At 64.8% G+C, this 20,118-nt stretch carries 16 protein-coding genes and 1 pseudogene; 13 read left to right on the top strand and 4 right to left on the bottom strand.

Annotated elements, in window-relative coordinates; translation table 11 throughout:
* Positions 1-38: 38 nt before the first annotated feature.
* Positions 39-815, bottom strand: coding sequence for a cyclase family protein (locus tag ACM42_RS36860; protein WP_271533361.1), 777 nt, complete (start codon positions 813-815; stop codon positions 39-41).
* A gap of 286 nt (positions 816-1,101) precedes the next feature.
* Here ACM42_RS36860 and ACM42_RS36855 point away from each other — a divergent pair, with 286 nt between their 5' ends.
* From ACM42_RS36855 to ACM42_RS36830, 6 genes are all read left to right on the top strand, one after another.
* Positions 1,102-2,073, top strand: coding sequence for a TRAP transporter substrate-binding protein (locus tag ACM42_RS36855; protein WP_271533360.1), 972 nt, complete (start codon positions 1,102-1,104; stop codon positions 2,071-2,073).
* A 65-nt stretch (positions 2,074-2,138) separates the two neighbouring features.
* Positions 2,139-2,690 (top strand): TRAP transporter small permease, encoded by a 552-nt coding sequence (locus ACM42_RS36850; protein ID WP_271533359.1) that lies wholly within the window; start codon positions 2,139-2,141, stop codon positions 2,688-2,690.
* Complete coding sequence (locus ACM42_RS36845; RefSeq protein ID WP_271533358.1) at positions 2,681-3,973, top strand: TRAP transporter large permease; 1,293 nt, start codon at positions 2,681-2,683, stop codon at positions 3,971-3,973. The genes ACM42_RS36850 and ACM42_RS36845 overlap by 10 nt, the downstream gene beginning before the upstream one ends.
* 22 nt (positions 3,974-3,995) lie before the next feature.
* A complete protein-coding gene (locus ACM42_RS36840) occupies positions 3,996-4,802 on the top strand; it encodes an SDR family NAD(P)-dependent oxidoreductase (protein ID WP_271533357.1) in 807 nt (268 codons plus the stop codon).
* A 204-nt stretch (positions 4,803-5,006) separates the two neighbouring features.
* Positions 5,007-7,097, top strand: a complete 2,091-nt coding sequence (locus tag ACM42_RS36835; protein WP_271533356.1) for a molybdopterin oxidoreductase family protein — start codon at positions 5,007-5,009, stop codon at positions 7,095-7,097.
* Between the two features lie 127 nt (positions 7,098-7,224).
* A complete protein-coding gene (locus tag ACM42_RS36830; protein WP_271533355.1) occupies positions 7,225-8,007 on the top strand; it encodes an enoyl-CoA hydratase/isomerase family protein in 783 nt (260 codons plus the stop codon).
* Positions 8,008-8,320: 313 nt separating this feature from the next.
* Here ACM42_RS36830 and ACM42_RS36825 read toward each other — a convergent pair whose 3' ends face one another.
* On the bottom strand, positions 8,321-8,749 hold the full coding sequence (locus ACM42_RS36825; protein ID WP_271533354.1) for a GlcG/HbpS family heme-binding protein: 429 nt from the start codon (positions 8,747-8,749) through the stop codon (positions 8,321-8,323).
* A complete protein-coding gene (locus tag ACM42_RS36820; RefSeq protein ID WP_271533353.1) occupies positions 8,742-11,750 on the bottom strand; it encodes an FAD-binding and (Fe-S)-binding domain-containing protein in 3,009 nt (1,002 codons plus the stop codon). The genes ACM42_RS36825 and ACM42_RS36820 overlap by 8 nt, the downstream gene beginning before the upstream one ends.
* Before the next feature lie 204 nt (positions 11,751-11,954).
* On the opposite strand from ACM42_RS36820, the gene ACM42_RS36815 reads away from it, so the two are divergent.
* The 6 genes and pseudogenes from ACM42_RS36815 to ACM42_RS36790 all read left to right on the top strand — a co-directional run bounded on the left by ACM42_RS36815 (position 11,955) and on the right by ACM42_RS36790 (position 18,306).
* Positions 11,955-13,154 carry a pyridoxal-phosphate-dependent aminotransferase family protein gene (locus tag ACM42_RS36815; protein WP_271533352.1) on the top strand — a complete coding sequence of 400 codons (1,200 nt, stop codon included), beginning with the start codon at positions 11,955-11,957 and terminating at the stop codon, positions 13,152-13,154.
* 61 nt (positions 13,155-13,215) lie between these two features.
* Positions 13,216-14,013, top strand: coding sequence for an enoyl-CoA hydratase/isomerase family protein (locus tag ACM42_RS36810; protein WP_271533351.1), 798 nt, complete (start codon positions 13,216-13,218; stop codon positions 14,011-14,013).
* 145 nt (positions 14,014-14,158) lie between these two features.
* A complete protein-coding gene (locus tag ACM42_RS36805; protein ID WP_271533350.1) occupies positions 14,159-15,145 on the top strand; it encodes a Bug family tripartite tricarboxylate transporter substrate binding protein in 987 nt (328 codons plus the stop codon).
* A gap of 59 nt (positions 15,146-15,204) precedes the next feature.
* Positions 15,205-15,747, top strand: coding sequence for a tripartite tricarboxylate transporter TctB family protein (locus ACM42_RS36800; protein WP_271533349.1), 543 nt, complete (start codon positions 15,205-15,207; stop codon positions 15,745-15,747).
* Positions 15,748-15,760: 13 nt separating this feature from the next.
* A pseudogene (locus ACM42_RS36795) lies at positions 15,761-17,277 on the top strand (tripartite tricarboxylate transporter permease).
* Between the two features lie 75 nt (positions 17,278-17,352).
* The gene (locus tag ACM42_RS36790; RefSeq protein ID WP_271533348.1) at positions 17,353-18,306 is read left to right on the top strand and encodes an outer membrane protein; all 954 of its coding nucleotides are present in this window, start codon (positions 17,353-17,355) and stop codon (positions 18,304-18,306) included.
* A 66-nt stretch (positions 18,307-18,372) separates the two neighbouring features.
* On the opposite strand, the gene ACM42_RS36785 is transcribed toward ACM42_RS36790, so the two are convergent.
* Positions 18,373-19,566 (bottom strand): CaiB/BaiF CoA transferase family protein, encoded by a 1,194-nt coding sequence (locus tag ACM42_RS36785; protein WP_271533347.1) that lies wholly within the window; start codon positions 19,564-19,566, stop codon positions 18,373-18,375.
* A 96-nt stretch (positions 19,567-19,662) separates the two neighbouring features.
* Between ACM42_RS36785 and ACM42_RS38550 the strand changes: the two genes are divergently transcribed.
* Positions 19,663-20,016, top strand: a complete 354-nt coding sequence (locus ACM42_RS38550; RefSeq protein ID WP_333922704.1) for a hypothetical protein — start codon at positions 19,663-19,665, stop codon at positions 20,014-20,016.
* Positions 20,017-20,118 lie beyond the last annotated feature (102 nt).

Genomic DNA, 20,118 nt, shown 5'->3' with positions numbered 1-20,118 from the left:
ACCTCCGTTGTGGCGATCGAACTGATCTCATCACTGCTCTAGCTATCGATGATGGCGACGGCGCGGGTCCAGCCCGCGGACGCGCGCTCGATCTTCACCGGAAAGCATGAGATTGTGAATCCGGTCGATGGCAGCTGGTCAAGATTGTGCAGCTTCTCGAGATGGCAATAGCCGATGTGCCGTCCCGCCTTGTGGCCCTCCCAGATCAGGCCGGCATCTTTTGTCTCGGCATATCTCTTCGCGGTGTAGACGAACGGCGCGTCCCAGCTCCAGCCGTCGGTGCCCGTCAGCCGCACGCCGCGTTCGAGCAGGTACATGGTGGCTTCATAACCCATGCCGCAGCCGGAATTGACGTACTCGGTCTTGCCGAATTTTGCGCCGGCGCTGGTGTTGACGACGACGATCTCCAGGGGCGACAGCGTGTGCCCGATGCGCTTCAGCTCCTTCTCGACGTCGGCCGCACTTGCCACGTAGCCGTCGGGCAGATGCCGGAAGTCGAGCTTCACGCCGGGCTGCAAGCACCATTCGAGCGGTACCTCGTCGATCGTCCATGACCGCTCGCCGCGGTTCATGGTCGGATGGAAGTGCCAGGGCGCATCGAGATGCGTCCCGTTGTGGGTCGACAGCGAGACCTGCTCGACGGCCCAACCCTGACCATCAGGCAGCTCCTGCGCCTTGAGGCCGTCGAAGAACTGCAGCATGCGCGGCAGCCCCTGCTGGTGATCGATGTACTGGATCGTCGGGTGATTGCCCGGCGGATCGGCGGTCACGTCGTTTGTGAGCGGCACCGAGATATCGATCAGCTTCCGCGGCATGGGCATTCCTCGAGGTGGTCCGGAGTCTCTGATATCTTGAGGGGCCGTCATTGGTTGGGTCAAGTCACGTGCCGGCGACGTCAACCCGGTCCGTCGCCTCCGTGAATTGCGTCAGATCGATCGATGCAACTCTTGCATTGATCGATGCCGGATTTGGCTTGGACAGAGATTGCCGCCCGCCCTAGGGACGACATTGGCGCTTGACTTCACACCAGAAGGGGAGCGACCCAAGGCGGCCGAGCATCTGCCCCGACAACGACATAATCGATCCAGGAGGAAAGCCCAGATGAAGACACTCGCCGGCATCATCACAGCCGTTGCACTGGCGGTTTCAGCGCCCCTGGCGACCGCACGCGACTTCCGTTCCGCCGACGTTCACCCCGCCGACTATCCGACCGTCGAGGCCGTCAAGTTCATGGGCAAGCAGCTCGCGACGGCGAGCGGGGGCAAGCTCGGCGTGAAGGTGTTTCCGAACGGCGCCCTGGGCTCCGAGAAGGATACGATCGAGCAACTCAAGATCGGCGCGCTCGACATGATGCGGATCAACGCATCGCCGCTCAACAACTTCGTGCCTGAGACCATCGCGTTGTGCCTGCCCTTCGTCTTCCGCGATACGCAGCACATGCGCACCGTCCTCGACGGGCCGATCGGCGACGAGATCCTGGCGGCGATGGAGCCCGCTGGCTTGGTCGGTCTTGCCTATTACGACAGCGGCGCCCGGTCCATTTACACCGTGAAGGCGCCGGTCAAATCGCTTGCGGATCTGAAGGGCTTGAAGATTCGCGTCCAGCAGTCCGACCTGTGGGTCGGCATGATCCAGAGCCTCGGCGCCAACCCGACGCCGATGCCGTATGGCGAGGTCTATACCGCGCTCAAGACCGGCCTCGTGGACGCAGCCGAAAACAACTGGCCGTCCTACGAATCCTCGCGTCACTTCGAGGCTGCCAAGTTCTACAACATCACCGAGCACTCCCTCGCTCCGGAAGTTCTCGTGATCTCGAAGAAGGTCTGGGACACGCTGAGCAAGGATGATCAGGCCATGATCCGCAAGGCGGCGAAGGAATCGGTGCCCGTTATGCGCAAGCTCTGGGACGAGCGTGAGCAGGCTTCCCGCAAGACCGTCGAGGCCGCTGGCGTTCAGGTCGTCACGATCGCGAACAAGGCGGAATTCGTCGATGCGATGAAGCCGGTGTACCAGAAGTTCGCCGGCGACGAGAAGCTCCAGAGCCTCGTCAAGCGCATCCAGGACACCAAGTAAGACACGGCGGCGACCGGGTCCGGCGTCGCCGCGAGGCGGCACCGGACTCCGCATGGAGGCGCGGGATGACAGACCCACACGTCGCAAGCCACGAGCGGGGCACCGTAGCGGTACGCCCGTCCACTGGCCTGCTGTCGCGGATCAACTCCCCCGTTGCGCGCGTGGGGATGTATTTGTCGGTGACCGGCCTGCTCGTCATCGTCACGATTGTCTTCTACCAGGTGTTCGGTCGTTACGTGCTCAACTCCAGCCCGACCTGGACGGAGAATCTGGCGCTGGTCCTGATCCTCTACGTCACGCTGATCGGCGCCGCGGTCGGCGTGCGCGATGCCGGGCACATCGGCATGGACAGTCTGCTGGTCATGCTTCCGGATCACGTGCGGGAGAGAATCGAGATCGTGATCCACGTTCTGGTCGCTGTGTTCGGCGTCGCGATGGCCTATAACGGCTGGATCCTCGGCGCGTCGGTCGGCACCGTGAAGATCCCCAATCTCGGTCTGCCTGAAGTCATCCGCTACGTGCCGCTGATCGCTTCCGGCGTCCTGATCGTCTCCTTCTCCATCGAGCACATCATCGCTCGCCTGCGCGGCGAAGAGGTCGTGCCCTCATGGAACTGATCATCCTCGGCGCCACGTTCTTCGGCTTCCTGATCCTCGGCGTCCCCGTCGCCTTTGCGATCGGCCTGTCGGCGATCTGCACCATCCTCTACGAAGGCCTGCCGGTCGCCGTCATCTTCCAGCAGATGATGTCGGGGATGAACATCTTCTCCTTCCTCGCCATTCCGTTCTTCGTCTTCAGCGGTGAGCTGATGCTGCATGGCGGCGTCGCCGACAAGATCGTGCAGCTCGCCAAGAACCTCGTCGGACACATCCGCGGCGGGCTCGGCATGTCGAACGTGGTCGCCTGCACGCTGTTCGGCGGCGTCTCCGGCTCGCCCGTGGCCGACGTGTCGGCGATGGGCGCGGTGATGATCCCGATGATGAAGAAGGAAGGTTTCGACACCGACTACGCCGTCAACGTCACCACCCATGCCTCGCTGGTCGGAGCCTTGATGCCGACCAGCCACAACATGATCATCTATGCGCTCGCCGCCGGCGGCAAGGTCTCGATCGGTGCGCTGATCGCCGCGGGTCTGCTGCCGGCACTGGTACTGATGGTGTGCATGCTGGTCGCCGCCTACGCGGTCGCGGTGAAGCGCGGCTATCCCGCCGGCAAGTTCCCGGGCTGGCCCGAGGTGTTCCGCTCGCTCGCGGCCGCGCTACCGGGCCTTCTGATCGTCGGCATCATCCTGGCTGGCATCCTGTCCGGCGTCTTCACGGCAACTGAATCGGCGGCCATCGCGGTCACCTACACGATCCTGCTGACCTTCCTTATCTATCGCACCATGACCTGGGGCAACTTCCTGCGGGCCGCGGCCAAGGCGGTGAAAACGACAGGCGTGGTGCTGCTGCTGATCGGCGTCTCCACCATGTTCCAGTACCTGATGGGACTTTACGAGGTTGCCGACCTCGCCGGCGAAATGATGAGCAAGGTCTCCACGCAACCCTGGATGATCTTCCTGCTCATCAACGTCATCCTGTTCGTGCTCGGCACATTCATGGACATGGCGGCGACCATCCTGATCTGCACCCCGATCTTCCTGCCGATCGCGATGAAGGCGGGCATGGATCCCGTGCAGTTCGGCATGCTGATGCTGATCAACTGCGCCCTCGGGCTCAACACGCCTCCGGTTGGGACTACGCAGTTCGTCGGCTGCGCCATCGGCGGCATCTCGGTCGGTGCCGTGATGCGCACCATCCTGCCGTTCTATGCCGCGCTGATCGCAGCACTGATGTTCGTGACCTATGTCCCTGCATTCTCGCTGTGGCTGCCGCGCCTCTTGATGGGCTACAAGGGCTAGCTGTACCAGGGAGAAGCTATCAGTGACCGACTATCGCAAGCTCTTCGATCTCACCGGCAAGACGGCCGTGGTGCTCGGTGCCGCCTCGGGCATCGGCAAATCGTCGGCCGAGGCGCTGGCCGGGCTCGGCGCCCGCGTCGTTTGCGCCGATCGCGCGCTTGACGCCGCGGAGGCGACCGCCGCCGGCATTCGCGAGAAGGGCGGCTGGGCGGAGGCGGCTAGCTGCGACGCCGCAAGCGCTGCGGAGGTCAACGCGCTCGCCAAGACCGTGATGCAGAAGTTTCCGCGGCTCGACATCGCGGTGACGACGCCCGGGCTCAACATTCGCAAGACCATCCTCGACTACACCGAGGAGGATCTCGACCGCGTCCTCAACCTCAACGTCAAGGGCACGGTCTGGTTCTTCCAGGCCTTCGGTCGCATCATGGTCGAGCAGAAGGGCGGCAGCATCATCGCCTGCTCCTCTGTGCGTGCGGTCACCATCGAGCCGGGCCTCGGCGTCTACGGCTCGACCAAGGCGGCGATCGGCCTGCTGGTGAAGGGCTTTGCCTCCGAGGTCGGCCACGTAGGCGTGCGCGTCAACGCGATTGCGCCGAGCATCGCCGAGACCGCGCTGACCGGCCCGTTCAAGCAGCGCCCCGACATCTACAATCTGTATGCCGGCCACACCGTCTTCAACCGCTGGAGCAGCGCCGACGAGGTCGCCACCGCCGTCGCCTATCTCGCCTCGGATGCCGCGAGCTATGTTAGCGGCAGCACACTGTTCGTCGACGGCGGCTGGACGGCGGTCGACGGCCCGCCGACTGGTCTCACCCAGCTGCACAAATAGGGAAGGCATTCGCATCTGGCCGCAGAGCTGGCAGCGCGCGTCCGTCGGAAATCGGCCGGCGCGCAACCTCCGCTTCTTTCCCTGACCAAGCCGTCTTCGCGGTTGCAGCAGGAACCCGCGGCGCGTGCGCTTTGAGCAAATCGCATGGGCCTTGCCGGATAAATGCGCTCGGCTGGCTGGTATTTTGGTGTTACGAACTGGGACATGAACCAGCACGCCAAGATCGAAATCCGCCATTCGACCTGTCCGCATGACTGCCCCTCGGCCTGCGCCCTCGATGTCGAGGTGATCGAAGGCCGCAGCATCGGCCGCGTCCGCGGTTCGAAAAAGCAGACCTACACGGCCGGCGTGGTCTGCGCCAAGGTTGCCCGCTACGCAGAGCGCATCCATCATCCCGAACGGCTGGTGTATCCGATGCGCAGAACGGGTGCGAAGGGCTCAGGGCAATTCGCGCGGATCTCGTGGGACGAGGCGCTGGATGAGATCGCGCACCGCTTCAACGAGGCCGAGCGCGAGTTCGGCGCGGAATCGATCTGGCCTTATTACTACGCCGGCACGATGGGGCTGGTGATGCGCGACGGCCTCAACCGCCTCACCCATGTGAAGAAGTATTCGCGCTTCTATCAGACCATCTGCGCCAATGTCGCGCGCATCGGGTTCGCGATCGGCACCGGCAAGATTGCCGGCGTCGATCCGCGCGAGATGGCGCTGTCCGACCTCGTCGTGATCTGGGGCACCAACCCGGTCAACACCCAGGTCAACGTGATGACGCACGCTGCCCGTGCGCGCAAGGAGCGCGGCGCGAAGATCGCCGCGGTCGACATCTACGACAACGAGACCATGAAGCAGGCCGACATCAAGATCATCCTGCGCCCGGGCACCGACGGCGCCTTCGCCTGCGGCGTGATGCATGTGCTGTTCCGCGACGGCTATGCCGACCGCGCCTACATGGACAAGTACACGGACTGTCCTGCCGAGCTCGAGGCGCATTTGAAGACGCGCACGCCGGAATGGGCGTCTACCATCAGCGGCGTGCCGGTGGCGGAGATAGAGGCCTTTGCCAAAGCCGTCGGCGAGACCAAGCGGACCTTCCTGCGCCTTGGTTACGGCTTCACCCGCTCGCGCAACGGCGCGACGCAGATGCATGCGGCGTTGTGCATTCCCGCAGTGACGGGCGCCTGGCAATACGAAGGCGGCGGTGCGTTCTTCAACAATTACGCGCTGTGGCACTTCAACGAATCCATCATCGAAGCCCACGACGCCATCGACAAGTCGACGCGCGCGCTCGACCAGTCTCAGATCGGCCGCATCCTCACCGGCGATGCCGAAGCCCTGCAAGGCAAGGGCCCGGTCAAGGCGATGCTGATCCAGAACACCAACCCGATGACGGTCGCGCCGGAGCAGGCGCTGGTACGGCAGGGCTTTGCGCGCGAGGATCTGTTCGTCGCGGTGCACGAGCAGTTCATGACCGAGACGGCCCAAATGGCCGACATCGTGCTGCCGGCGACCATGTTCATGGAGCACGACGATCTCTACTACGGCGGCGGCCACCAGCACATCTCCGTCGGACCGAAGCTGATCGATCCGCCTGGCGAATGCCGCTCCAACCACGAGGTTTTGCAGGCGCTGGCGCCGCGGCTCGGCGCGAGGCATCCGGGTTTCGAGATGACGCCGCGCGAATTGATCGATGCGACGCTGAAGCTGAGCGATCACGGCGACATCGCCGGCCTCGAAGCCGATCTCTGGCGCGACCTGCAGCCGGATTTCCGCACCTCGCATTATCTCGATGGCTTTGCTCATGCCGACAAGAAGTTCCACTTCAAAGCTGACTGGGCGCATCCGCCGTTCGGTGTGACCATGGGCGATATCGACAAGATGCCTGATCTCCCGGACCATTGGGCGGCGATCGAGCACACCGATCAGTCCCACCCATTCCGGCTCGCGACCAGTCCCTCGCGGAGCTTCCTCAACACCACGTTCAACGAGACGCCGTCCTCTCAGGCGCGCGAGGGCAAAGCGAGTGTGATGATCCATCCCCTGGATGCGGCCGCGCTCGACATCGCCGATGGCGACGCCGTGACGCTCGGCAACGACCGCGGCGAGACTACGCTGGTCGCAACGCTGTTCGAGGGCGTGCGGCGCGGTGTGCTGATCGCAGAGTCCGTTCATCCCAACAAGAACCACATCGGCGGCCGCGGCATCAACATGCTGACGGGCGCAGACACGATCGCGCCGATCGGCGGGGCCGCGTTCCACGACAACAAGGTCTGGATCAGGAAAGCGGTCACCGCCTGAGCGCGCGGCAATCGGCCGGCAATTTGTGTCGAGGCGCTAAAGCAGCCGGCGCGCCGCAGTTTGCGCTTGCACCTCCCGCCCGAGCTGCCGCAAATGGCTGCAAGCGGACCAAGGAAGCGAGCGTGCCATGACCGACACCACAGCCGTCATTACCGAGAAGCGCGGGCAGGCGTTCTGGATCACCATCAACCGGCCGGAGAAGCGCAACGCGCTGAACGGCGACGTGATCGCCGGCATCAGCAAAGGTTATCGCGACGCGCATGACGACAAGGACGTCCGCGTCATCGTGCTGACGGGCGCCGGCGACAAGGCGTTCTGCGCTGGCGCCGATCTGCAGAACTCCGGCGCGGCTTTCGCGATGGATCATTCCAAGCCAAATGTCGACTATGCCGATCTGTTGCGTCTCTCCCAGAACGCGACCAAGCCGGCGATTGCGCGGGTCGGCGGCGTCTGCATGGCCGGCGGCATGGGCCTTTTGTGCATGACCGACATGGCGGTCGCGGCCGATCACGTCATCTTCGGCCTGCCGGAGGTGAAAGTCGGCGTGTTCCCGATGCAGGTGCTGAGCCTGCTGCAGAGCATCGCACCGCCGCGCCTCGTCAACGAATGGGCGCTCACGGGCGAGCCGTTCGACGCCAAGGCCGCGCAGGCCGCGGGCCTCCTCAACTACGTCGTGCCCACCGCCGAGCTCGACGCCAAGGTCGACTGGCTGATCGGCCGCATCGTGGACAAATCGCCGACCGCGATCCGCCGCGGCAAGTACGCCATGCGCGCGATCGCCTCGATGTCGTTCGACGAGAGCATCGCCTATACCGAAAGCCAGATCGCGCTCCTGGCGATCACCGAGGACGCCAAGGAGGGGCTGAAGGCGTTCAGCGAGAAGAGGAAGCCAGTCTGGACGGGACGGTGAGGGGGCTCGATCTCGTGTCCCTGACGCGCTGCAACGCGTGAGCGTTGCTGCGCAAAGCCGGGACCCAAGGGCGGCACGGGACCATCCGGTGAGATGGGCCCCGGCTCTGCAGCGCACCGCCAAGGCGCTGCGCTGCGTCCGGGGCGCGAGCGGGGTTTACCACCTCAGTTCGATTTCAACGAGAATGTAGCCGCATCCTCTGCCGTCATTCCGGGGCGCGCGTAGCGCGAGCCCGGAATCCATCGTGCAACAAGCAATACGGAGAAATGGATTCCGGGCTCGCGCCAAGTGGGCGCGCCCCGGAATGACACTCTCACCCCGCATTCGCCTTCAGCCCCGCCGCGTGGATACCCGCCACCGCGCAGGCCTCGTCATTGTCGGAAGTGTCGCCGGAGACGCCGACGGCGCCGAGCAGCGTCGTGCCGTCCATGATCAGCACGCCGCCGGGGACCGGCACCAGCGCGCCTTTTGCAATCGTGTTCACGGCGTCGATGAAATACGCCTGCTCCTGCGCACGCTGGAACAGGGCCCGCGAACCCATGCCCATGGCGAGCGCGCCATAGGCCTTGCCGTGCGCGATCTCGGCGCGCATCAGGCTGGTGCCGTCCTGCGCGGCGGCAAGCTTGAGCACACCGCGCGCGTCCAGGATGGTGACGACCAGCGGCTTCAGCTTGAGCTCGCCGGCTTTCGCGAAGGCGGCGTCGAGGATCTTGCGGGCGGTATCGAGCGTGAGGTCAGCCATGGTGGGTTTCCTTTGCAGCTTGAGAGGTGGAATGGGTTTCGGCGCGATCGAGGCTCATCGCCAGCACGCGCGCGACGTGAAGCGCCTCGCGTTGCGTGCCGTCATGGATCTGGTGCCGGCACGAGGTGCCGTCGGCGACGACCAGCGTATTTGGGTCCGCGCGCCGCACGGCAGGCAACAGTGACAGCTCGGCCATCTCGATCGAGGCTTCATAGGTGTCCGCGCCGTAACCGAAGGCGCCCGCCATGCCGCAGCAGCTGGACTCGATGGTCTCGACCTTCAGGCCGGGGACGAGGCGCAGCACCTGCTCGACCGGCTTGAAGGCGCCGAAGGATTTCTGATGGCAATGGCCGTGCACAATGGCCTTGTCGGCGACGGTCCCGAGCGGCAGTTGCAGACGGCCGGCCTCGGCCTCGCGCACCAGGAATTCCTCGAAGGTGAGGGCATGGGCGCCGACGGCCTTGGCGTCGTTGTCCTTGCGCAGCGAGGCGAGCTCGTCGCGCAGCGTCAAGAGGCAGCTCGGCTCGAGGCCGACGATCGGCACGCCCCGCGCGGCGAAGGGCGCGAAGGCGGCCACCAGCCTGTCGAGCTCGGCCCTGGCTTCGTCGACGAGGCCGGCGGAGAGAAACGTGCGGCCGCAACAGAGCGGCCGGCGGCCGCGCGCAGGCTTCGGCAGATGCACGCGATAGCCGCCGGTCACCAGAACGCGTAGCGCCGCGTCGAGATTCTCGCGCTCATAGATGCGGTTGAACGTGTCGGCGAACAGAACGACTTCGCGGCCAGCATCCGGGCCGACGCTGTCGGCCGGCGGCACGAACACGTCGCCGCGGAAGGCGGGCAGGGCCCTGCGCGCGCTGATGCCGGCGAAGCGCTCGAACAGCCTTCGCAAGAGTGGGCTGCGGTTGCGCAAATTTGCAAGCGGCGAAAAGCGCGACGCGAGGCCGGCATAGCGCGGGAGGTAGCCCACCAGCCGATCCCGCAACGTCAGGCCGTGCGTGGCAGCGCGCGCAGCCAGCACCTCGATCTTCATCTTGGCCATGTCGACCCCGGTCGGGCACTCGTGGCGGCAGGCCTTGCAGGAGACGCACAGCTTCAGCGTTTCCATCATCTCGTCGGAGGCAAGTGCGCGGGGGCCGAGCTGGCCGGAGATCGCGAGGCGCAAAGTGTTGGCACGCCCTCGCGTGACGTCCTTCTCGTTGCGCGTCGCGCGGTAGGACGGGCACATCACGCCGCCCTCGAGCTTGCGGCAAGCGCCGTTGTTGTTGCACATCTCGACCGCGCCCTGGAAGCCGCCACCGGCACCGGGATAAGCCGACCAGTCGAGCCGGGTCTTCAGCTCGCCGATGCGATAGTCCGGCCGGTAGCGGAATAGCGAGCGGTCGTCCATTTTGGGCGCATCGACGATCTTGCCGGGATTGAGGACGCCGGCGGGATCGAAGCGCTGCTTCACTTCCTTGAAATCGGCGACGAGGCGCTCGCCGAACATGGTCTCGTGGAATTCCGAGCGCACCAGCCCATCGCCATGCTCGCCGGAATGCGAGCCCTTGTACTCGCGCACCAGAGCAAAGGCTTCCTCGGCGATGGCGCGCATCGCCTTGACGTCCTTCTCCAGCTTCAGGTTCAGCACCGGACGCACGTGCAGGCAGCCCTCCGAAGCGTGCGCATACATCGTGCCATGGGTGCCGTGCCTGGCGAAGACTTCATTCAGCCGCGCGGTGTAGTCGGCGAGGTGCGGCAGCGGCACGGCGCAGTCCTCGACGAAGGAGACCGGCTTGCCCTCCTGCTTCATCGACATCATGACGTTGAGGCCGGCGGCGCGGAAATCGGCAATGCCACTCTGCAGCGCGGGCTCGATGATCTCCACCACGCCGCCCCATTTGCGCTTGTCGTTGTTCCAGCCGAAGCCGAGGTCCCCCATCAGTTCGCCCAGCTGTTTGAGCTGCGCCAGATTGTCCGCCTGGTCTTCCTCCGCGAATTCAACCACCAGCACGGCGTCCGGATCGCCTTTGATGGCGGCCGAGATTACGGGCCGGAACATCGCGATGTCGCGGCCGAGCGCGATCATGGTGCGGTCGACCAGCTCGACCGCGATCGGCTTCAGCTTCACCAGATGCTGGGCCGCGTCCATGGCCTCGTAGAAGCTGCCGAAGTGGCAGACGCCGAGCGCCTTGTTGCCGATCACGGGCCACAGCTTCAGCTCGACCTTGGTGGTGAAGGCGAGGGTGCCTTCGGAGCCGACCAGGAGATGTGCCATGTTGTTTGGTGCATTGCGCGGCACCAAGGCGTCGAGATTGTAGCCGCCGACGCGGCGCTGCACCTTTGGAAAACGTGTCGCGATCTCGTCGGCCTCGCGGGCTCCGAGATCGAGCATGTCGCGGAACAAGGCGCAGGTGCTGTCCCCGGCTTTGAGATCGGAGAGATCGCGCGACACCTCGCCGAAGCGGCTCAGCGTGCCGTCGGCGAGGGCAGCCTCCATCGACAACGTGTTGTCGCGCATGGTGCCGTAGCGAAGCGAGCGGCCGCCGCAGGAATTGTTGCCGGCCATGCCGCCGATGGTGGCGCGCGAGGCCGTGGAGACGTCGACCGGAAACCACAGGCCGTGCTTTCTGAGCTGGCGGTTGAGGTCGTCGAGCACGATGCCGGGCTCGACCACGCAGGTGCGGCCTTCGACGTCGAGCGACAGGATCTGGTTGAGGTGCTTGGAGAGATCGATCACGAGCCCGTCATTGACGGTCTGGCCGCACTGCGAGGTGCCGCCGCCGCGTGGGGTGACCTTCAGCCCCTCGTCGCGGGCGATCGCCAGTGCCCGCAGCGCCTCGTCCATGCTGCGCGGCACCACCACGCCGGCCGGCATGATCTGGTAGAACGAGGCGTCGGTGGCGTAGCGGCCGCGGCTGAAGGGGTCGAACAAGACGTCGCCGGTGATTTCCCGGGCCAGACGTGCCGCCAGACCGTCTTTTTGGGCCGATTCCGGTGATTTTCCAGCTACTTCCGCCGCCATGGTCCGCTCTTGCCTGTTCGCCGGCACCGTCTTGCCTCCCGTCACGGTCCTTGGCAAGCGAGCCCTGCTTCTTGTGCATTGACGGACTCCGCCGGGCGAGGGACAAGCCCGGCGAATAGTGATATGCGAGCGGCTCGCCGGAGCCCTCAATGCGGGCTGACGACGCTAGAGCCAAGACAGCCTCAACGACCGGGAAGGACGCCGATGACCGTGCATAGTGGAAGGCATTTCCTACAGATTCCAGGACCGACCAACGTGCCCGACCGGGTGCTGCGCGCGATGGACATGCCGACGCTGGACCACCGCGGTCCGGAGTTCGCCGAGCTCGGTTTCGCCGTTCTCGCTGCGATGCAGCGGGTGTTCCGTACCAAGCAGCCCGTGATCATCTTCCCCTCGTCCGGCACCGGCGCCTGGGAAGCCGCGATGGTCAATGTGTTCGCGCCGGGCGACAAGGTCCTGATGTGCGAGACCGGCCAGTTTGCCGTGCTGTGGCGCGGCATCGCCGACAAGTTCAAGCTCGACGTCGACTTCATCCCGGGCGACTGGCGCCATGGCGCCGACCTCGCCGAGATCGAGAAGCGCCTCGCCGCCGACAAGCAGCACAAGATCAAGGCGGTCTGCGTCGTCCACAACGAGACCTCGACCGGCTGCGTGACGCCGCCGCTGGAGGTGCGCAAGCTGCTCGACCGCGTCAAGCATCCGGCGCTGTTGATGGTCGACACCATCTCCGGTCTCGGCTCGATGGAATATGAGCACGATGCCTGGGGCATCGACGTCTCGGTCGCGGGCTCGCAGAAGGGCTTGATGCTGCCGCCCGGCCTCGGCTTCAACGCCGTCTCGGAAAAGGCGCTTGCCGCGGCCAAGGCCAACCCGGGCATGCGCTCCTATTGGGACTGGCAGGAGGTCATCAACTTCAACAAACTCGGGACCTTCCCCTACACGCCCGCGACCAACCTGCTCTACGGCCTGCGTGAAGCGGTCAAGATGCTGGAAGAGGAGGGGCTGGAGAACGTCTGGACCCGCCACAAGCGCCACAGCGCGGCGACGCGCGCTGCGATCAAGGTCTGGGGCCTGGAAACGCAGTGTGCCGATCCCGCCGCGCATTCGCCCGCGCTGACCGGCGTGCGCGTGCCGGAAGGACACGACGCCGACGCCTTCCGCAAGGTCGTGCTGGAAAACTTCGACATGTCGCTCGGCACCGGCCTAAACAAGGTCAAGGGCAAGGTGTTCCGCATCGGCCATATCGGCCATTTCAACGATCTGATGCTGATGGGCACGCTTGCCGGCGTCGAGATGGGCCTGGATCTTGCAAAGATCCCGCACCGGAGCGGCGGCGTGCTCGCGGCCATGGACGTCCTGAAGGGGCGCGACGTGGTGCCGATGGCCAAGGCCCAGGTGGCTTGAGGCCTGAATAGCTTGAAGGTTCAGGTGGCCTGAACCGGCGTAACGAAGAAGAGAGCGCGCGATGAACGCACCGACGACTGCCAACGAAGACCTGCTCTACTCCGTCCAGGACGGCATCGCGCGGATCACCTTCAACCGCCCGCAGGCGCGCAACGCCATGACCTTCGCCATGTATGACCGCATGGCGGAGATTTGCCTGGAGATCAACGCCGATCGCTCGATCAAGGCGCTGATCCTGACCGGTGCCGGCGACAAGGCGTTCGCCTCCGGCACCGACATCTCGCAATTCCGTGCCTTCAAGACCGCGCAGGATGCGCTCGACTACGAGGCGCGGATCGACCGCGTGCTCGGCACGCTCGAGCAGTGCCGCGTTCCGGTGATCGCGGCCATTGCCGGCGCCTGCACCGGCGGCGGCGCCGGCATCGCCGCGTGCTGCGACCTGCGCATCGGCACCGAGACGACGCGGATGGGCTTTCCGATCGCGCGCACGCTCGGCAACTGCCTGTCGATGTCGAACATCAGCCGCATCGTCGCGCTGGTCGGCCCCGCCCGCACCAAGGACATGATCTTCAAGGCGCGCCTCGTCGAGGCGCAGGAAGCGCTGGCGCTCGGCCTGCTCAACGAGGTCGTGCCCGACGTCGAGACGCTGCAACGCCGCGCCGACGAGACCGCAAGGCTCGTTGCCAGCCACGCGCCGCTCACGCTGGAAGCGACCAAGGAAGCTGTGCGACGCATCCGTCGCACGCTATCGCGCGAGGAGGGCGAGGACCTGATCCTCAAGGCCTATATGAGCGAAGATTTCCGCGAGGGCATGGACGCCTTCCTGAACAAGCGGACACCCGTCTGGAAGGGCAGGTAGAGGCGTCATCAGCTTTCGGCTTCGTCAGTCGAAAGTCATATGCGTTGAATTGCCAGCCTGCTTGAACTCGTCAATATTAGTCCGCACAATGCAGGGATAGAATTTCCGCACTACAAAGCCAAAAAAACATCAGGGGGCGAAACTCGTGCGAATTCCAGTGAAAGCCGTCGGCGCTGCGACGGCGCTGTTGTTGAGTACGCCGGCCCTCGCCGGCTGGGAACCGACGAAGCCCGTCGAGATCGTGGTGGCCGCGGGCGCGGGCGGCGCCTCCGATCAGATGGCGCGGATGATGCAAGCCGCGATCCAGAAGAACAATCTGATGAAGCAGCCGATGGTCGTCTCGCTCAAGGGTGGCGCCTCGGGCGCGGAAGCGCTGATGTACATGAAATCCAGCGAGGGCGACCCGAACAAGGTTCTGATCGCCTATTCGCTGATCTACATGCTGCCGCTGTCGGCCAAGATCCCGTTCAACTGGCGTGAGCTGACCCCGGTCTCCGTGGTCGCACTCGATCAGTTCGTGCTCTGGGACAACAGCGCGGGTCCCAAGACGTTGAAGGAGTTCGTGGCCGCGGCGAAGGCAGCAAGCTCGCCGTTCAAGATGGGTGGCACAGGCTCCAAGCGTGAGGATCACGTGCTGACCGTGTTCCTCGAGCAGAAGACCGGCGCGAAATTCTCCTATCTGCCCTACAAGTCCGGCGGCGAGGCCGCGACCCAGCTGGTCGGCAACCACACCGAGGCCAACGTCAACAACCCCTCGGAAAATCTGGAAGTCTGGCGTGCAGGCCAGGTGCGTCCGCTCTGCGTGTTCGACAAGGAGCGCATCTCGTACACCGGAAAGGTGACGGAGACGCAGTCCTGGGCCGACATCCCGACCTGCAAGGAGGAGGGCGTCGACGTGCAGTATCTGATGCTGCGCGCGATGTTCCTGCCCGGCAAGGTGACGCCGGAACAGCAGGCGTTCTATGTCGATCTGTTCCACAAGGTGACGCAGAGCACGGAATACAAGGAGTACATGGAGAAGCAGGCGCTGAAGCCGATCTTCCTCACCGGCAAGGACATGGTGCAGTTCCTCGAGGAGGACGATGCGTTGAACAAGTCGCTGATGACGGAAGCCGGTTTCGTCGCGAAGTAGCTGGTCATCACCTCTCCCAGCAAGCGGGGAGAGGTCATGGACCACAGCATTTGCTCACCATGTCCCAAACCGAACTTGAAATCGTCGTCGACGATCCGACCGCGCCTGAAGACGACTCCCCCTCCGTCGTCTCTTCCGGGACGATCGAGATCGTCGTCTGTCTCCTGCTGCTCGCGCTCGCCGTCACGCTCGGCTACGACAATTGGCGTACCGGTGCGTCCTGGGATGCGACCGGGCCGGAGCCGGGCTATTTCCCGTTCTACCTCGCCATCATCCTCGGCGGCGGCAGCCTCTACGGTCTGATCACGGCGCTCCTCGCGCGGCGCGCGGCGCGTGAGACCTTTGTCACGCGGGCGCAGGCCCGCCGCGTGATGGCGGTGTTCGTGCCGACGCTGCTGTTCTGCGCGGCGACACAGTTCCTCGGCCTCTATGTCGCGAGCTTCCTCCTGATCGCGGGCTTCATGCGCCTTGTCGGCAGGATCGCGTTGTGGAAGTCGCTGCTCACCGCCTTCGTGTTCACGGCGATCATGTTCGTCACCTTCGACATCGCCTTCGACGTCATCATGCCGAAAGGGCCGCTCGAAGCGGCCCTCGGCCGCTAGGCGGGCCCGCGCGATGGAAGCTTTCGGGCTCCTGCTACACGGTTTTGCCGTCCTGCTGACGTGGAAGACGCTCGTGCTGATGATGGTCGGGCTCGTGCTCGGCATCTTCGTCGGTGTGCTGCCAGGGCTCGGCGGCCCCAATGGCGTCGCGATCCTGTTGCCGCTCACCTTCACGATGGACCCGACCTCGGCGATCGTGATGCTGTCCTGCATCTATTGGGGTGCGCTGTTTGGCGGTGCCATCACCTCGATCCTGTTCAACATCCCGGGCGAAGCCTGGTCGGTCGCGACCACCTTCGACGGTTATCCGATGGCGCAGCAGGGCCGGGCGGCGGAGGCGCTGACCGCGGCGTTCACCTCCTCCTTCATCGGCTCGCTGGTCGCGGTGCTCCTGATCACCTTTCTCGCGCCGATGATCTCCTCCTTCGCATTGAAGTTCGGCCCGCCCGAGTTCTTCGCGGTCTATCTCTTGACCTTCTGCTCCTTTGTCGGCCTCGGGCGCGAGGCCAAGCACAAGACGGTCATCTCGATGTCCCTGGGGCTGCTGCTCGCCGGCATCGGCATGGATACCGTGTCCGGCAATCTCCGCATGACCTTCGGCTCGCCGGAGCTGCTTCGCGGCATCAACTTCCTGGTCGCCGTCATCGGCCTGTTCGGCATCAGCGAGATCCTGCTGACGATGGAGGAGCGGCTGGCCCTGCGGGGGCATGCGGCGGGCATTTCGCTCCGCGTCGTGCTCAGCGTCTGGAAGGACCTGCCGAAATACTGGGTGACGCTGCTGCGCTCCTCCTTCATCGGCTGCTGGCTCGGCATCACCCCCGGCGGCGCGATCGCGGCCTCCTTCATGGGCTACAATCTCGCCAAGCGCTTCGCCAAGGAGCCCGAGAGTTCGGCAAGGGCCGCATCGAGGGCGTGTTCGCGCCGGAGACGGCGGCGCATGCCTCCGGCACCTCGGCGCTGCTGCCGATGCTGGCGCTCGGCATTCCTGGATCGGGCACCGCGGCGATCCTGCTCGGCGGCCTGATGGTGTGGGGGCTCAATCCGGGGCCGCTGCTGTTCGTCGAGCACAAGGATTTCGTCTGGGGCCTGATCGCCTCAATGTATCTCGGCAACGTCGTCGGCCTCGTCCTGGTGCTGACGACAGTGCCGATCTTCGCCTCGATCCTGCGGGTGCCGTTTGCCGCGGTGGCCCCGATGATCGTGGTGTCCTGCGCGATCGGCGCCTATGCGATCCAGAACGCGATGTTCGACATCTGGCTGATGCTCGGCTTCGGAATCGTCGGCTACGTCTTCAAGAAGATCGGCATTCCGCTGGCGCCGTTCACCCTCGCGCTCGTGCTGGGCAACCGCGCCGAGGATGCCTTTCGCCTGTCGATGATCGGCGCCGGCGGCGATCTCAAGGTGTTCTGGTCGAACGGTCTGGTCGGCTCGATCACGACGCTGGCGATCGTGCTGCTGTTCTGGCCGGTGATCGACGGCTTGCTCGGCCGTGTCGGCTGGCGGCAGCGGGACAAGACGGCGACGCAATGAAGGTGAATTTGATCTGTGTCGTAGTTTTATTGTGTCGCCATAGTCCAGTCGCTGACGCCTAGTGGTTGTTCCCAAATGTTGCTGTCGCGCGACAGCCTGAACTGGCCCTGGCGCCTATGCTGCTCGTGGATTTCTTGTTTTTCACGGAGCATTGCAATGAAGCGGATTGTGACGGGAGTTGTGGCAGCATCGCTGGTCGCGACCAGCGCATTGGCAGCTGATCTGGCATCGAAGCCTTACGTGAAAGCTCCGGCCGTCGTCGATCCGGTCTGGAGTTGGACGGGCTTATATGCCGGATTGAACGCCGGATACAGCTGGGGCAGGGCGGAGACGACTGTGGCGCCGATCGCACTGCCGTTCCCGGCCACACAATTCGGCGCGTTTGGCCAGAACGTCGACGGTTGGCTGGCCGGAGGTCAGCTGGGCTACAACTGGCAGGTGGATCCGAAATGGGTCGTCGGCCTCGAGGGCGACATTCAGGCGACCGGCGAGCGGTCGTCGCGGACGGTGACCACGACGAGCGCGCGCTACGGTTCGAATATCATCGGTCTCCCAATCGGCACCGACTTCAACTCCATTGCGACGCTCACCGCAAATCTCTCCTACGAACTGCAGTGGTTCGCGACATTCCGCGGCCGCGTCGGTGTCCTGTCGGATCAGCAGACTCTCTGGTACGCGACCGGTGGTCTCGCCGTAGGCGAGTTCAAATATTCGTCCGCGACCGCGCTTGGAATCCAGGTCTTCGGGCCGGGTCTCGGCGGCACGACTCCGCTCGGCGGTTTCAGCTTTCCAATCGGGGCGGCGGCAACCAGCACTGACACCCGGGTTGGCTGGACGGTGGGCGCTGGCGTCGAACGCAAGTTCACTCGGAATTGGTCGGCCAAGCTCGAATATCTCTACATGGATTTCGGGAGCAAGACTTACTTCGCGGGCACCGCCAACCAGGCAGACGTGAGCTTCCACGATCACGTGCTGCGCGCCGGGTTCAACTATGCGTTCACTCCAACGCCGGTCGTTGCAAAATACTGAGCTGTCCAGCGCGAACTGCCTTCGATGCCCGGCAATCTTGCCGGGCATCGTCGTTTCCGACCTCGGTCACACCACCTTGGCGTCCCTGAGCTCCGCGATCTCGTCGGCGCCGAAACCGAACTCTTTCAGCACCTCGTCGGTCTGCTCGCCGAATTCCGGCGGCCGCGCCACCATCCTGCTCGGCGTGCGCGACAGCGTCACGGGCTGGCCGACCAGGCGGATATGGCGGCCCTCGTCGTTCGGCACGTCCTGCGCAATGCCGAGATGCTTCACCTGCGCGTCCTCGAACATCTGGTCGATGGCGTAGATGGGACCGCAGGGCACGCCGGCCTCGTTGAGTTCGCGGACCCAGGTCTCGGTCGACTTCGTCACGGTGCGCTTCTCGATCTCGGCGTTGAGCGCATCGCGGTTCTTGGAGCGGGCAGGCGCCGTCGCATAGTCGGGATGGCCAAAGAGCTCCGGCGCACCGATCGCTTGCGCGCAACGCTCCCAGATCCGGCCGCCGGTGGTAGCGATGTTGATGTAGCCGTCGGAGGTCTTGAACACGCCGGTCGGGATGCTGGTCGGGTGGTTGTTGCCGGCCTGCCTGGCGACCTCCTTCTCCATCAGCCAGCGCGCCGCCTGGAAGTCGAGCATGAAGATCTGGGCCTGGAGCAGCGAGGTCTGCACCCACTGGCCCTTGCCGGAGACCTCGCGTTCGAGCAGTGCGGTGAGGATGCCCATGGCGCAGAACAGGCCGGCGGTGAGGTCGGCGACGGGAATGCCGACCCGCATCGGGCCTCCGCCCGGCGCGCCGGTGATCGACATCAGCCCGCCCATGCCTTGCGCGATCTGATCGAAACCGGGGCGCTTATGGTAGGGGCCGTCCTGGCCGAAGCCGGAGATGCTGCCATAGACGATGCGCGGGTTGATTGCGGCGAGGCTGTCATAGTCGATGCCGAGCTTCTTCTTCACGTCGGGCCGGAAATTCTCGACCACGACGTCGGCTTTGGTGGCCAGGCGCTTGAAGACGGCGAGCCCGCGCTCGTCCTTCAGGTTCAGCGTCATCGCCCGCTTGTTGCGGTGCAAATTCTGGAAGTCGGAACCCCGCCGGGGGCCGCCCGGCTGCTCGCCGCCGGCGTCCTCGGTCAGCGCGTCGATCTTGACGACGTTGGCGCCCCAGTCCGCGAGCTGCCGCACGCAGGTCGGCCCGGAGCGCACGCGGGTCAGATCGAGCACGGTGAAGCGCGACAGGGCTTCCGAGGCATGCGGAAAGGGCATCTTGAGAGGCTCCGGGACGGATTGCGGGGCCTACCATAGTGCCGAAAGACCTCGCGGCAACCCTCGTCCGATGCGCATGCCGCCTACCGAAATGCCATGCCTGACACGGCTTTGCTGCGCTGCGTGGCGGCTTTGCTGCGATGCGTAGATGGCTCAGCGCGACAGGCGCTTCAATTCCGCGCGCGCCTGCTCGGCCAAGGGATCATCGCCGTGGCGCGCAATGAAGAGCTCGAACGCTTCCCGTGTTCCCTTCCGGCGGGCGGCTTCGTATTCCTCTGCCACCGCGACGGCAGGATCGCGGGCGATGGGCATGGAGGGTGCGCGGCCTGCCTTGCCGCTCTCCTTCCTGCCGTCGTCCGCTTTGGCTTTCCCGACCATGGCAGGCTGATCTCCATTGGACAGATGATCCGATCCCGCGAACGTCGCGAGGACGCCGATCAGACCGGCTGACAATGCGCCTCGTTTCATAATATCGTCTCTGGGACATGACAGGGGACCGGAAACGGTATCCCATCGGTGTCCGTATGACTACGGAATTTGACGCCTAACAAG

This window comes from Bradyrhizobium sp. CCBAU 25338 (genome assembly GCF_028128965.1).
In the GTDB taxonomy this organism is placed as follows: Bacteria; Pseudomonadota; Alphaproteobacteria; order Rhizobiales; family Xanthobacteraceae; genus Bradyrhizobium; species Bradyrhizobium liaoningense.
The sequence above is the reverse complement of the archived record's forward strand: the minus strand, read 5'-3'. Positions and strand labels throughout refer to the sequence as shown.

Coding starts and splice junctions, on each gene's coding strand:
- ACM42_RS36860 (WP_271533361.1), bottom strand. CDS start 815: ATGCCGCGGAAGCTGATCGATATCTCGGTGCCGCTCACAAACGACGTG.
- ACM42_RS36855 (WP_271533360.1), top strand. CDS start 1,102: ATGAAGACACTCGCCGGCATCATCACAGCCGTTGCACTGGCGGTTTCA.
- ACM42_RS36850 (WP_271533359.1), top strand. CDS start 2,139: ATGACAGACCCACACGTCGCAAGCCACGAGCGGGGCACCGTAGCGGTA.
- ACM42_RS36845 (WP_271533358.1), top strand. CDS start 2,681: ATGGAACTGATCATCCTCGGCGCCACGTTCTTCGGCTTCCTGATCCTC.
- ACM42_RS36835 (WP_271533356.1), top strand. CDS start 5,007: ATGAACCAGCACGCCAAGATCGAAATCCGCCATTCGACCTGTCCGCAT.
- ACM42_RS36830 (WP_271533355.1), top strand. CDS start 7,225: ATGACCGACACCACAGCCGTCATTACCGAGAAGCGCGGGCAGGCGTTC.
- ACM42_RS36825 (WP_271533354.1), bottom strand. CDS start 8,749: ATGGCTGACCTCACGCTCGATACCGCCCGCAAGATCCTCGACGCCGCC.
- ACM42_RS36820 (WP_271533353.1), bottom strand. CDS start 11,750: ATGGCGGCGGAAGTAGCTGGAAAATCACCGGAATCGGCCCAAAAAGAC.
- ACM42_RS36815 (WP_271533352.1), top strand. CDS start 11,955: ATGACCGTGCATAGTGGAAGGCATTTCCTACAGATTCCAGGACCGACC.
- ACM42_RS36810 (WP_271533351.1), top strand. CDS start 13,216: ATGAACGCACCGACGACTGCCAACGAAGACCTGCTCTACTCCGTCCAG.
- ACM42_RS36800 (WP_271533349.1), top strand. CDS start 15,205: ATGTCCCAAACCGAACTTGAAATCGTCGTCGACGATCCGACCGCGCCT.
- ACM42_RS36790 (WP_271533348.1), top strand. CDS start 17,353: ATGTTGCTGTCGCGCGACAGCCTGAACTGGCCCTGGCGCCTATGCTGC.
- ACM42_RS36785 (WP_271533347.1), bottom strand. CDS start 19,566: ATGCCCTTTCCGCATGCCTCGGAAGCCCTGTCGCGCTTCACCGTGCTC.
- ACM42_RS38550 (WP_333922704.1), top strand. CDS start 19,663: ATGCCTGACACGGCTTTGCTGCGCTGCGTGGCGGCTTTGCTGCGATGC.